Annotated in this window: 9 protein-coding genes and 1 tRNA gene; 8 read left to right on the top strand and 2 right to left on the bottom strand. The window is 65.4% G+C overall.

All coding sequences use genetic code 11. The annotated features are described in order from the left end of the window. Positions 1 to 23: 23 nt before the first annotated feature. From LZ198_RS35575 to LZ198_RS43520, 7 genes are all read left to right on the top strand, one after another. Positions 24 to 941, top strand: coding sequence for a DUF2381 family protein (locus LZ198_RS35575; RefSeq protein ID WP_253976584.1), 918 nt, complete (start codon positions 24 to 26; stop codon positions 939 to 941). Positions 942 to 1,573: 632 nt separating this feature from the next. After that, on the top strand, positions 1,574 to 3,013 hold the full coding sequence (locus LZ198_RS35570; RefSeq protein WP_253976583.1) for a hypothetical protein: 1,440 nt from the start codon (positions 1,574 to 1,576) through the stop codon (positions 3,011 to 3,013). Continuing rightward, complete coding sequence (locus LZ198_RS35565) at positions 3,003 to 5,354, top strand: hypothetical protein (RefSeq protein WP_253976582.1); 2,352 nt, start codon at positions 3,003 to 3,005, stop codon at positions 5,352 to 5,354. The genes LZ198_RS35570 and LZ198_RS35565 overlap by 11 nt, the downstream gene beginning before the upstream one ends. Further along, positions 5,351 to 6,685 (top strand): hypothetical protein, encoded by a 1,335-nt coding sequence (locus LZ198_RS35560; protein ID WP_253976581.1) that lies wholly within the window; start codon positions 5,351 to 5,353, stop codon positions 6,683 to 6,685. The genes LZ198_RS35565 and LZ198_RS35560 overlap by 4 nt, the downstream gene beginning before the upstream one ends. Positions 6,686 to 6,808: 123 nt before the next feature. Continuing rightward, positions 6,809 to 7,756, top strand: a complete 948-nt coding sequence (locus LZ198_RS35555) for a DMP19 family protein (RefSeq protein ID WP_253976580.1) — start codon at positions 6,809 to 6,811, stop codon at positions 7,754 to 7,756. Between the two features lie 115 nt (positions 7,757 to 7,871). Beyond that, positions 7,872 to 7,997 (top strand): hypothetical protein, encoded by a 126-nt coding sequence (locus LZ198_RS43055; protein WP_256560210.1) that lies wholly within the window; start codon positions 7,872 to 7,874, stop codon positions 7,995 to 7,997. 180 nt (positions 7,998 to 8,177) lie between these two features. Continuing rightward, the gene (locus tag LZ198_RS43520) at positions 8,178 to 9,185 is read left to right on the top strand and encodes a BsuBI/PstI family type II restriction endonuclease (protein ID WP_253976579.1); all 1,008 of its coding nucleotides are present in this window, start codon (positions 8,178 to 8,180) and stop codon (positions 9,183 to 9,185) included. Positions 9,186 to 9,188: 3 nt separating this feature from the next. Here the strand turns inward: LZ198_RS43520 and LZ198_RS35545 are convergent, their stop codons facing one another. Next, the gene (locus LZ198_RS35545) at positions 9,189 to 10,712 is read right to left on the bottom strand and encodes an Eco57I restriction-modification methylase domain-containing protein (protein ID WP_253976578.1); all 1,524 of its coding nucleotides are present in this window, start codon (positions 10,710 to 10,712) and stop codon (positions 9,189 to 9,191) included. A gap of 628 nt (positions 10,713 to 11,340) precedes the next feature. Beyond that, a tRNA-Asn gene (locus LZ198_RS35540) sits at positions 11,341 to 11,413 on the bottom strand. Between the two features lie 139 nt (positions 11,414 to 11,552). Here LZ198_RS35540 and LZ198_RS35535 point away from each other — a divergent pair. Beyond that, positions 11,553 to 12,752, top strand: coding sequence for an RsmB/NOP family class I SAM-dependent RNA methyltransferase (locus LZ198_RS35535; RefSeq protein ID WP_253976577.1), 1,200 nt, complete (start codon positions 11,553 to 11,555; stop codon positions 12,750 to 12,752). Positions 12,753 to 12,807 lie beyond the last annotated feature (55 nt).

Here is a 12,807-nt window from a genome sequence, read left to right as displayed (position 1 = left end):
GCTTGGTCCAGGAGAAACGTCGCATGCATTCAGTGTCGGCCGGTCTTCTTCTCCTCCTGCTCGCAGGAGGAGGGACGGCTCTGGCTCAGTCGCCGTCATCCAGCGTGGGGCTGAGCATTCGCCGAATCGAGCTGGTCTCGGATGATGCTCCGCCAGCGGCAGAAGTGGCGGTGAGCCCCGGTCTCTCGACGGTGTTCCTCTTTGATTCGGAGGTGAGTCGAGAAGGGCTGACGCTCGAGGGGCGCGAGCGTTTCGGGATGGTGGATGCTGGACTCAATACCTTGCGCCTGATTCCTTCCGAGAAAATCTCGGCGGGAGAACGGCTCAAGCTGACGGTACGTTTCCAGGATGGAGCGGCCCCAGCAAGTGCGACGATTGTGCTGGTTGCGCACCCGGCACGATCTGAGGCGCTCGTCGAGGTCAATCGACGCAAAAGGAGCGTCGAGACATACCAGGAGGAAGTCCGACAGGCACGCCTTGAAGTGGCGCAATGCCGAGAGGAGATTGAGCGCCTGAGTGTGGAACGAAGTGCTCCTGATGGTGTGACGGGACTCATCGCGACACTGGTCTTGGACGGGCGTGGGATTGATTTCCGCGACGTAACTGACGGCGTAACTCAGGCCCCAGGAACTGCAGCAGACAAGCACTACGTCCGTGCATACCGCACAGCCCGCAGAGTGGCCGTAGAGGTGGGCCTCGTGTCGCGGGGGGATGCCCAGCCGTGGACCGCCGTAGGGGCGATGCTCCGGAGCAAGACCAACGACGAGCTGAAGGTGCTTCGAGTGTGGCAGTCGGGCCCTGTGGCTCCTGGTTCAACGTCCCAGCGAGTGGTGGTGGAGGCCGAGGCCGCGTCCGAGGCCCCGCAAGGCTCCTTCACACTCAAGCTCTGGGATGTGGACATGCGGCGCACCGTCACCCTGGGCAACGTCACCTTCCCTTAGCCCCGCGAGGACTGCTGCCAAGCCCTCTCATAGGTTTTCGGCGTTTGGGGCTTGTGCGGCCTGTTAATTCAGGGTTGAATCGACTATACCTATTGGTCTAGTTCGCTATGGCATGCCCTGGAGGATGACGTGTCCCCCACTGTGATGGAGTGTGGTCGCGCGCCTGCGCGCTTCCTTGGCTGCAGAGAGCGCCCGGAGGGCGGCGCGCTTGACCCACCTTCCTAGCTCCACATCGAAGTAGGCGTTGGACGCGCGCTGCGCAGAGAGGCCCAGGTACCGCCAACGGAGGCGCGTGCTGACGGTCGTCGTGCGCCAAGTCACCGTCTGCGCTTCGTCGGGCTGCATGCCTGACGCCCGCTGAGGAATCTCTCCTCAATCATCCCTATTCGCACGTTTGGAGTCATGAGCGGGGCCAGGTCTCCTGGCGCCGAGGCGTGACACGTCTGCCTGCCGTCGGGACGGGGCCGGGCTTCCCGGCGCCGTGACGTGACACGTGTGTCTATTGCTTGGCCCAGTCGGCCTGCTCGCGACTCCTGCAATGCAATGCATTCCCCCGCGGCTCGGCGCTCTGTCGGACCAGACGGGAGACCTCTGCCCTTTGCCCTCTGTAGGGGCCTTCACAGGAGATGTCGATGTCCATGCGCTGGGCCGTCGTGTTGCTGCTGGTGTTGCCTGGAGTGGGGTGGGCGGAGGTACCGCCCGAGTCCAAGGGCGTCCCGGGACTGGACGAAACCATCCTCCTCGAACCGGACGTCGACGAGCCTCTCGAAGGCGTCGTTGAAGACGACGAGGCCGAAGAGGAGGAATCGCCTCCGACCACGTCCAGCTCGGGCTCTCGCTGGGCGAACCGGCTGAGCCTGGAGGCCACGACGTGGGCGCTGCTGCCGCGGCGAGGGGTTGGAAGGGACGAAGGCTTCTTGCAGGTCTACCCACGGATGGAGGTCGTCAAGCCAGGCGTCCTCCAGCTTGAGCTGGGCGCTCCGGTGCGCCTGCGCATGTGGGGCGGGGACGCGGGAGGCAGTCTGGTGCGCAAGGAGGACTGGGACGAGCTCTCCGACTGGGGCCAGGTGGTGCAGAACCTGATGGTGGGTGGCGACGCGCCGAACTTCGTGTGGGTGGGCGCCCTGGAGTCGTACACGCTGCTGTCCGGGCATCTGGTGCGCCGCTACAGCAACCGCGGCAACCCCAACTACAACCCAGCCGGCGCGGTGGTGACGGGGATGCTGAGGCCCCTCTACGTCGAGGCCTTCGCCTCGGACGTGCTGGGCGCGCGGCTGATGGGGGCGGAAGTTGTCCTGGATGTGCAGCACATCCTCATGCGCCAACAGCCGTACCCCATGAAGTACATGCTGGCGCTGTCCGCGGTGCATGACTGGGGCAAGGCCGGAGGGACGTCGGAGCCGATGACGCTGGCCCACCTCGACGGGACGGCCATCCTCGTGAGCCGCCGCAACGGGAAAGGTGGCTTCGAGCTGCAGGCGAATGTGGGCTGGGGCGGGCGCCCTGGAGAGGGCGGCGCGTGGGGCGCGGTGGCGGGACTGGGGGCGGAGTACATGTCCTCGACGGTAGACATGCGCGCGCGCCTGGAGGGCCGTCTCCAGCGTGGAGGCTTCCGTCAGGGCGCCTTCGGCCCGGACTACGAGCTGGCGCGCTTCCAGGTTGCTGGCCCGACTGCAGTGCCACAGGCGGACGCGCCCTTCCCGGATGGGTACTCGGCCCAGGGCGAGGTGATTTTCAACTGGGACGCGGAGAGCCTGGGCGTGCTGGGGCAGCGCCACTTCCGTCTGTCGATGGGCGCCGAGGTGTTCAACTGGGGCCGGGTGGACGTGGACGGCCGGCTAGAGACGCAGCTCTTCCACCGCAACCTCTCGGTGGGGGTGGGCGGCCTGGCGGTGGGCGCGGGCCAGTCGGGCGCGCGCTACCTCGCCTTGGGTGACGTGCGGTGGCGCTTCCTGGGCGGCAAGCTGTACGCAGTGGGGCAGGGGGGCACACTGCTCTTCCCGACGGCGGAGGGGACGCTGCGGCCAGGCGCCTTCGCCTCCGTGGGGCTGGGGGTGGACAATGCGCGCTGAGCGGCCTTGGTGCAGCGGGCTTGGCCTCGCGCTGGTGGTGGCCCTCCTGGCCTCCGGGTGCGCCTCACTGCCCGCGAGGCCGGGCCAAGCGGGCAGTGGGGCCGTCCTGGCTTTCAGTCCCGTCACTGTGCCCTACCAGGCGGCAAGGAGCGCGGCGACGGGTGTGTACCAGGGGGAGACGTCGGGCTCCGCGGATGGGACGCCAGACCCGGGGCCGATGGGCTTTCGACGTGGAGTCATCGGCAGGGCCCTCCACGAGGAGGGTGCGCGCGGCTCGAACAGCGGGGGAGGGGCTTTCGCTTGTGGCGGCAAGGCCCTGCCTCCTGGCTGGCCCCGTCTGACTCAAAGCCGGGATGTGCTGGAGCCCTTCCTGTCGTGTGCTTCGCCTGCGGAGTTCGTGGCCATGCAGCGCGGGGTGGGGAACATGGGCGTGGTGGTGCAGTCCCTCTATCCATGGGACGCGGTCCGCCTGGGCGCACTGGGGCCGATGGACGAAGACGCCTCGGAAGTCCTCAGTCGCAAGCGCGCGCACTTCATTATCACGGCCGTGGAGAAGTACGGCGTGCCTTATGCCGAGGTGTTCGCCCTCTTCGTTCTCCACTCGACCTTCGACGACGAACTGCGTGAGGTGGTGCAGCGGCTCGCCCGCGACAAGAAGTTGGAAGACACGCTGGGGCGCATGGCCGTAGTCCGCGAGGAGCTGAAGCGGCGTGGCATGGAGCTGGCGGCCTACCCGGAGCGGGGCGAGCAGGCCGGCGACGTACTGCGCGGGCTGGGGCGCGCGGGTCGGGACATTCTCTCCAGCACGTTGGTGAGCGGTGAGACCCGGTACACGGAGCTCATGGCGATGCGGGGGCAGATGCCGTCGCCCTACCAAGCTGCCATCGACGAGGTGGAGAAGGCCCTGATGGCGAGGCACTACTCGCCGGGAAGCCTCTCGGCGGGAGCCTTCGACCACCTGACCTTCGGTGTGCCGGTGGGCTTTTACCACTTGGTGGCCGGGACGGGGCACGGGGCGTACTCGCTGTCGCAGGGCAAGTACGAGCAGGCCACGCGTGAGCTGGCGCCGGCCGCGCTGGCGGTGGCGGTGTACGCCGGGGGCAAGGGCGCTCGTGCCCTGATGGAGTCGCGCGGAGGGTTGGGGCGGCTCCAGATGCCAGCGCTCGACGTGGCCGGCATGAAGGCGCTGGTGGCGCGCCTGGAGGAGCAGCTCGGCATCACCGCTGCGCGCGACTTGCTGCGCTACCTCCAGGCGAGCCGCGAGGGCGCGCTGGTGGCCGCCGAGTGGGGCGAGGCGGGCCTGCTGGCGCTGTACGAGGCGCGCGGAAACCCCGCGAAGGCGCACGCCGTGCTGATGGAGGCAGCGAGCCTTGAGTCCGCCCAGGCCGTGGCCACCAGGGGCTCCGCAGGGAAGCGGCCCGTCAACCTGGACCTCTTCGAGCAGAACGCTGAGGTGTCCGCTGCGGAGGCGCAGGCGGCCAGTCGCGAGTCCTCCGGGGCTGCGGCGACGAGAGGGGGCGCGAGTCGCGAGGCCGCGCAGCCCGCGGCTTCGCGGGGCGCAAGCGGGAATCGGTACGTCAACCTGGACCTCTTCGCGCAGGACGCCAAGGTCGGCGCAAAGGAGTCCGCGAGGGCCAAGCTGTTCCAGGCGGAGCTGGAATCCTCGGGGCCCCGTCTCCCGAAGGACGTGAAGCTGCTGAAGGAGATGGCGCCCAAGCTGAACGAGCCGCCGCCGGGAGTCGAAAAGGGGGCTCCGCTCTGGCAGGAGTACGTCGCCTACCGCCAGAGGCGGCTGAAGGAGATTCGGGACGGTGACGCCGTCAAGGGCCCCCTGAAGTGGGAGGGCTACGGGGGGATGCGCGCCTACTATGCTCGGGGCATGGCTTTCGAGCGAACCATGATCGCCATCCTGGAGGCGGATGCTGCATTGCCCCGCGCACAGCGGCGGTGGCTCGGCGACTTCGAACAGCCGCGCATCGAGACGCACGTGGGCGTGTCGAAGGTGGACTTCCGGTACGCCGACGTCCTCGTCCTCGAGGAGCGCCCCCCACCGGGCCAGCCACCCCGAGTGGAGACGTTCAGCTTCAAGAGTCGAGACCTCAGCTTTCTGAAGTGGGAGGAGTTGCAGGTGCGGGTGAATACGGATGCGAGCAACGCGATGAAGTACTACGGTGGGACACTGAAGATTCTTAGGGATGGCATGCGGCAACAGGCGGATGTTCAGAGAGTACGTCTTGTCTATGAAGGAACGGGGCTTCTGCCAAAAAATCCGAAGTTATTTACCGACGCGGCAAAGATAGCGGAGCAGAAGATTAAGGGCGTGGAGGTAGAGTTCCAATGAAGCTGTTGACACTGCATGACCTGAACAAGGTGGATAGCCTGAGCTTCTCCTTCGAGGGGAGGTTCGACGCGACAGCAGGCGTGGAGCGCGCGTTGACGCCGCTATTCGATGCGCTTGAAAAGCATGCCGAAGGCTGGATGCCAACAATCGTCAAGTCTGGGCGGAAGCGAAAGTATTCTCGCGAGGCTGTGTGGCGTGCGGTGGAAGAACGGCGCGATGAGTACGGCTCAATCATTGGGCTGTACCGATCGGAGAGTCCCGCAGTATCGCTGGGGCTCAACCTCACGCTCGCGCAGGGCGAGTCCAGCTTTCACTCCCGTCTTGACGTGCAACCGCTTGATTTCTTCTCCGGAGTGGATTCCTGTCGCACTCTCGTGAGTGTGGCCCGGGACTGGGCCGCTCGGTACCCGGTTCCTTATTCGTCGGCTCACAGTATTGCGGACGAGCAGTTGGCTGGCTCCCCTAGCTTTGGTCGTAGGGAACGAGATGCGCGAAGAGATGGGTTCGACAAGATTTATGAGCTGTTCTGGCTGAACATCTTCGGCCCCAAGCTCGTGGAACGCGTTGGCCGTGAGCGGATGCTCTCGACGCCTGCGCACCTCGTGGAAGAGCTGCCCAACGGCTCCGTCCTCCTGGTGCTGTGGCCCACTGCCGCGGACTTCGCCAGTGAGGAGGCGCGCGTGGCGCAGGCCCGCGCCCATGTTCACCTGCGGCCCGACCTCGACTTCGACACGGTGCTTCGCACGCTGCGGGAGCGCAGCGCTGCGCTCACTCCGGTGGAGCCTCGATTCCACCCGGACCTAGCGCCGCTCTTCTCAAGACTGCCGGACGAGTTCGCCATCAGCGAGCGGCAACGGAAGATTGCCGAACTCAACGCCTTCCGGCCGCCGGTGCCGGAGGAGTGGCTCCCTGTCGCCCATCCCTCGGACGTGGCGAATCCGGAGCGTGTTCTCGAGTCCTATGGTGACTTGTCCGAGGGGCTCGTGGCGGCGCTTCACACCAAGGTGCCCTCCATCATGGACGCGACGGCCGAGTCCCTCACGGACTTGGACTTCTACTTCTGGCGGGAGAACTTCCCCGAGCGGTACGAGCGCGAACTCATCGACAGTCACACAGCGCCGGCGCTCGGTGCCTATCTGGGGAACGTACTGGTGCGGCGGTTGGGGGGGGCGTGGGTGTTGCGGCAGAAGCTGGAGGAGTCCCAGGTGCGCGTTGGCAAGCGCGTCTGGCTGCCCTTCCTCCGCGCCCGCCGATACATGCAGTCCCGCCAGTCGCTGCTGGACTACTCGCTCACGCAGTTCTTCCATGTGGTGGAGCGGTACCGGCCCTGAGTATCCGCGCGGGCGTTTGCGCAGTAATGGACGGTCCCTCGTTCTGTTGCTGATGTCGGGACGCCCCTATGGTTCCGCTATAGGTGGGGGTCGTCCCGACGTATCCAGTGAGTAGGAGACGCCATGGCCGTGGAAGAGCCGAACGATGAAATCAGCAAGCTGATCGCCGAGCGGATGATGCGCGTGCAGGATGTCCGCCCCCCGGAAGGTCACTCGTACTACGTCCTTGAGGCGCAGACTGCTGCCGGTGAGCGTGCCGGTATGTTCTGGATGCCAGGGACTGAGGGTGGTGTCCCTGTCTTTCAGAGTCGCGAGCTGGCGACCGACGCGCTGCAGTTCATCCCCCCTCCGCAGGTATTCGGGTTCGACGAGGATGCGGTGGGGTGGGGCGTGCAACCCATGCCTGCCGAAGAGTTCCTGACCCTGTTCCTCAATCCAAGCGTGACGTTCTACGTCGTCCTCAAGGTCAGCGACTCCGGCTTTGAAGCCCAGCCGTTGACAGATCCACAAAGGGTGATGCCTCTCGCTTCGCCCTCTGACGCGGACGGCATGGTGCGGTCCGGTTCGGAGCCTGCTCTGGCGCAAGTGGGTGGAGAAGGTGTGGTGAATGCTGAGACGCGCCTTGCTCGCGCGAGCGTCGAGGGGCTTCCCCCCGGTGAGCGGCTTTGGAGGCTCATGGAGCCCGCCTTCGACCATGATGCGACGGTGGGGACGCATGGCCAACGGGTGCTGGCTCTTACGACGTACTTCATCCGAGACGTGGAGAACGGAGGGCTGGACCAGGCGCTGTACAACTTCCCCCCGGCTGCCGTCGACTTCGTGCTGAAAGGCTTCGATGAACTTGGCGCGGACGAACATGCCGCGACGGTGCGGGCGGGCATTTTCGCTCTCTTCGGCGCAACCCCTCCGGAGACGCAGAATGAGCGTCGCCGGATACTCGATACGCGCCCGCGGGCCTGGCTGGACGAGCACATCGACCCGCTGAGCGACCGCCTCATGGGCGAGGAGAAGCTGCAGAACTGCTTCCTGCACTACGTCGAAGCGCACCCGTCCGAGTTCTTCGTTGATTGAGTAGCTGGCCCGGTGCAGATGCATGGGCGCAATGCTCACCGTGGGGGAACCTACCTTCAGTTTGGTTCTTATTGGGCGGGACGTGGGGGCTGCGGGCGAAGAGGAAGAGTCCCAGGTGCGCGTTGGAATGCGCGTCCGGCTGTCCTTCCTCCGCGCCCGCCGGTACATTCAATCCCGCCAGTCGCTGCTGGACTACTCGCTCACGCAGTTCTTCCACGAGGTGGAGTGGTACCGAGCCTGAAGGTGTCATGGACCACCAGATGAAGACCTCAAGGACGTCCCGGGCTCGGCATTCCCACCTCTGCCGGCCCGGGACCTCTCAGAGGGGGAAGCCTTCTCTGGAGGTAGTCGACATCCCGACCATACATCGAAGCTGTTCTTCCCTGATATCGGGCAGTACACTTGCGCCAGGAGATCACTCGTGGCGCTTGAGGAAGAAGTCACCAAGATTCGCAATGCGGCTTTGAAGGCCGGCAGGAGCCCTGTTCCTGTGACGCTCCAGGGCGTCACCAAGGAGCGAATTCGCGAGGTGCTTGCTGGCATCGATAGAGTCTCCGAAGAGCTGATTGATGTCGTGTTCGCTCTTCTCGACGACCAGCAGCCGAGCTGGTTCAGCAAGGCGCCGTCCGGTGCGAAGTTTGCTGACGGCGCTTCGACGGCCCACCTGGCGTGCCATGTAGGGATTCTCCAGCGCGGGGACCGCAAGCTGGACCGAGAGGGGCGCGACTACTGGATCAAGCCCCTGCGCGAGGTGGGCGCCGTCAACGCGGTGACGCTCGATCCGGCTCGTCGAGAGTTCGTCGCCGGACATCCTGTCGCGAAGTCCTCAAACTCCGCGTATCGCCTCGCCGAGGACTTCAAGGCGCTTCTTCAAGTGTCGCCGAAGGAAGCGAAGACGATGCTCGGCTCGTGGATCGCCGAGGATGCTGTTCGTCGCCGGCTCGATCTCCAGGCCAAGCTGGCCGAGCATGTGCGCGCGGCGACGGACACCAAGCACAGCGATCTCATCAAGGCATCGTGTGAGTTCTACGCGCCGAAGTTCCTCCCAGGTTTCGAGGTTCTTTATATCGACGACGGCGACGGAGATCGAGTCCCCGAGGACGCGAAGAAGCGCATGGCAAAGGCCGGCCTTGAACTTCGCCTCGAAGACGCGATGCCGGATGTGCTCCTCTACAGCCCGGGCACCGGCGCCTTCTGGATTATCGAGGCGGTGACGAGTGACGGCGAGGTCGATTTCCACAAGGTCCAGCAGGCGAAACGCTTCATTCATCGCGGTCGACCCAATGCGTCGATCGGCTTCACTACGACGTACCGCTCATGGAAAGACGCGGCAGCAAGGCAAAGCAAGCACAAGAACCTCGCTCCCGGGACCATGTTGTGGATCCTTGAGGACCCCTCTCGACAGTTTCACGTTGAAAGTTTCGAGTAGTGGTTAGTCGAGCGGGTATCGCTCGCGAATCGAGGTCTCCAGTTCGGTCGAACCGGGCACCAACCGGAGCTTTCCCAGCTCTCTGAGCGCCTCAAGACTTGGGTACCTAAGGCTCCGAAGGTCAGTGGCATTGACCTGCGTGTGTCCGTTGAATTGCCTGAAGTACCTATCGATGGGCTCCGAGTTGAGGAATGCGCAGAGACCAAAGGCTTCCTCCTTGCTTAGCCCCTGACCACCTCGATGAAAGTAGTTGAGGTGGTTCTCGAAGCCGACCTGCGGCGCGGTCATGACTTCGGGATCGTAAACGGCCGCGACCAAGCGCCGGCGCTCCTCCTTTGATGAGAAGCGCTTTGTCACAACGTAGTATCCGCGAGGAACCAGCAAACTGTGAGTTTTGGCGCAGTCTTCGAGTGCATTCGGCTTGCGGGCGCCCAACTTCGGCCAAGAAATCGTGCCATTGCTGAAGTGGCACGGATAGATCAACGGTACTGTCGTCTTGCTGGGAGCTGGTCGCAGATAGTCCTTTGCGCGGAAGTCGACCACACGTCCAGTGGAGACAGTCAGCCCGAGCGACTTGAGGGTTTCTGGTAACGTTGCCATCCATCGTGCCGTTCGGTCATCGTCGGCATCCGTGGGGAGGTGGATGAACTGATCGTCATTGGCAGCTCGAACCACATCACGATAGGGCAAGAGCCGCTCGACCACGTCTCCATCAGGGCCACCGGAACTCGATGAGATGATGACCTTGTGCGGCTTCGCTTTGCTCTTGCGAACGTGGATGATGACGTTCTCTTGCAGTACGCCATCATCACTAAAGGCGTCTTTACGTGAGTCGAAGACGTGGATGCGAAGGATCGCTGTCTCCGAGAGTAATGTGTCGCGGAAGGTGCGGAAGTACGGCCCGTTGCAGAATGATCTCGGGATGATGGCGACGATCTGCCCATCAGGCTCTAATAGGCGAACGGTGAGCGCCACGAAGGCCGCGTAGAGATTGGTTGCGTCGAGGCCAACGCTCCGAACCAATCGGCGCTCCCTCGACGCCGTTCCGATTTTCCGATACGGCGGGTTCATGATGGCTGCATTGAACAGGCCGACTGGCGGCGATGAGATGCTGCCCCTCAGCTCGTTCACAGCAGCTTCGAGAAAGTCTTCATTTCGCACACGTCCCGTAAATCCGACGTCGTGCTTTCCGCATGTCGCCCGGCAGTTTGCGTAGGTCTCGCGCAGGTGTGGCGCGAGAACATCGTCAACTTCGTATGCCGTTGCGACAATCGCCTGGCTGCCTCCACGCAGGCACGCTTCTGCCACAAATGCTGCGGTGAGGCCGCCCACGCCTGCTCCTGCATCGAGGAGCCGGATGCTTTTCGGCAACTCAGCGAACATGTCGGCCATGAGGCGCGCGACCGGGCCTGGAGTGAGGAACTGGCCGAGGTCGCTTCGACTTCCTTGAACGAGTTCGGCGGTCGCCAACTTACGGCGAGAATCCGCGTCGGAGAGAAGTTTTGAAAGAGGAGTGGGCGGCGTCATGGATCTCTGTCGTTAAAACTAGGTCCACAGTCGCGTTCTGCGCGCACGAAGTCCAGGCGCTCCCAGGGCACCTTCCCTGGGCGAGATTCGCTGGCGCCGATAGGGGCAGCCGATGGACCGCGAGCCATCGCAGGTTGTCCGCGAGCTGGTGCAGGTGAAATGGAGCGGCGGTGCGCGGATCGGCGGTCTGCTCCGACCGCATTTACCAGGAGTACGAGCTAGAGTGGCCCATGCGAGCCGTGCGGCACGCTCTCCGGGAGCTACAATGCAGGGGAGAGGCGAAACCAGAAAGCAGAGAGAGGCGCCCTCCCAGAAACATCAGAGCGGAAAGAGCGGGTCTCCTGGGGAATGTTGTTAACCGCTGCCCCAAAAGTTAACAGCACCTGTTAACCGCTCTCGGCCTCTCTCTCCCCAAAACGGGTGAAAGAGCGCATTAGAGAGCCCGGTCGGCGGCGGAGAAGAGGGGGTATCTCGCTCTGCGGGGTAGAGAGCCGAGAGCACTCTCTTCAGCACCGCGAGGAAAAATCCCTTGGGGTTCAGCGGCTTAAGCACGAAGGCCCCACGATGTCATCGCGGGGCCCGTGTTTAACAAAAAGGGCCCTACCGTTTGGTAGGGCCCTTCGTTCAGCTCCCCGACGTGGACTCGAACCACGGACCTAGTGATTAACAGTCACCCGCTCTACCGGCTGAGCTATCGGGGAATATGTCCACCGCTGCGGGACGTCGCTGCAGCGATGACGCGCTTTCTAGAGAACGGAGCCCCCTCTGTCAACAGTCCCGTTTGATCCACTCTCCCGGCTCCACGGTCAGCCCTGGGCCGCCCTGGCCGGGCTCGCCCCCGTGGCCTCCCTGGCCATCGCCGAGGTCCTCGGCGGCGCGCCCGCGGAGCGCGTCGTGGATCGCACCCTGCGTGCCCACCGCGACCTCTCCCGGGAGCAGCGCCAGGCCCTCAAGGAGGCCCTCTTCAACGTCGGCCTCTGGCGCCACCGCCTCGCCTTCCTCCTCGGCCGCGACGACGCCCCACCTCCCTTCCTCCTCTACGCCCTCCTGCACGGCCTCGCCCGGGTCCCCGCCTCCACCGCCGCCGCCATCGCCGGGGTAGGGGAGGACTCTCCTCTCCCGCTGACCTCCACCCCGCCGCCCTCGCTCGCCCTCCAGGCCTCCCTTCCGGACTGGCTCGCCGACCACTTCGCCCGGGAGCTCGGCCCCGAGGTCGAGGACTTCTGTGCCCACCTCAACGTCCCAGGCCCCATCACGCTCCGCGTGAACCCCCTCCGCACCTCCCGCAACGCGCTCGCCGAGCGCCTCCTCGCCGAGGGCGTCCCCACCCGCCCCGGGGCCTGGAGCCCGCTCGCCCTCCACATCGAGGGCCCCCGACCCAACCTCTACGCCCTCGCCCCCCTCCGAGAGGGCCTCTTCGAGGTCCAGGACGAGGGCAGCCAGCTCCTCGGCCTCGTCCTCGACGCCCACCCGGGGGAGACGGTCCTCGACCTGTGCGCGGGCGCCGGCGGCAAGACGCTCCTGCTCGGCGCCCAGATGCGCGACTCCGGCCGGCTCCTGGCCCATGACCCGGACGCCGAGCGCCTCGACCGGCTCCTCCAACGCACCGCCCGCGCCGGCCTCACCCGCGTCCAGGTCCTCCGGACACCCCCGGCCCCAGGACTCGGCGCCGACCGCGTCCTCGCAGACGTCCCGTGCTCCGAACTGGGCACCCTCCGCCGGGGCCCCGACCTGCGCTTCCGGACCTCCCCCGAGGAGCTCGCCCGCTTCCCGCCGCTCCAACGCGACATCCTCGCCCGCGCCGCCGACCTGGTGCGTCCCGGCGGCCGGCTCGTCTACGCCACCTGCACCGTCAACCGCGCCGAGAACGAGGACGTCGTCTCCGCCTTCCTCGCCTCGCGCCCCGACTACCACCTCGTCCGCCCCGGCGAAGGCTGGCTCCCCGAGCCCTGCCTGCGCGGCGACTTCCTCTTCGTCGCTCCCCACCGCCACGGCACCGATGCCTTCTTCGCGGCGGTGATGGAGCGCTCGGCAGGGTAGGGGAGGGGGCGGCGGGCGGTCGCAGTGTCCTCGTCCCGACGGACCGGGGGACTCA

This window comes from Myxococcus dinghuensis (assembly GCF_024198235.1).
Classification (GTDB): domain Bacteria; phylum Myxococcota; class Myxococcia; order Myxococcales; family Myxococcaceae; genus Myxococcus; species Myxococcus dinghuensis.
This window is presented reverse-complemented; position numbering and strand designations above follow the sequence as displayed.

Coding starts and splice junctions, on each gene's coding strand:
- LZ198_RS35575 (WP_253976584.1), top strand. CDS start 24: ATGCATTCAGTGTCGGCCGGTCTTCTTCTCCTCCTGCTCGCAGGAGGA.
- LZ198_RS35570 (WP_253976583.1), top strand. CDS start 1,574: ATGTCCATGCGCTGGGCCGTCGTGTTGCTGCTGGTGTTGCCTGGAGTG.
- LZ198_RS35565 (WP_253976582.1), top strand. CDS start 3,003: ATGCGCGCTGAGCGGCCTTGGTGCAGCGGGCTTGGCCTCGCGCTGGTG.
- LZ198_RS35560 (WP_253976581.1), top strand. CDS start 5,351: ATGAAGCTGTTGACACTGCATGACCTGAACAAGGTGGATAGCCTGAGC.
- LZ198_RS35555 (WP_253976580.1), top strand. CDS start 6,809: ATGGCCGTGGAAGAGCCGAACGATGAAATCAGCAAGCTGATCGCCGAG.
- LZ198_RS35545 (WP_253976578.1), bottom strand. CDS start 10,712: ATGACGCCGCCCACTCCTCTTTCAAAACTTCTCTCCGACGCGGATTCT.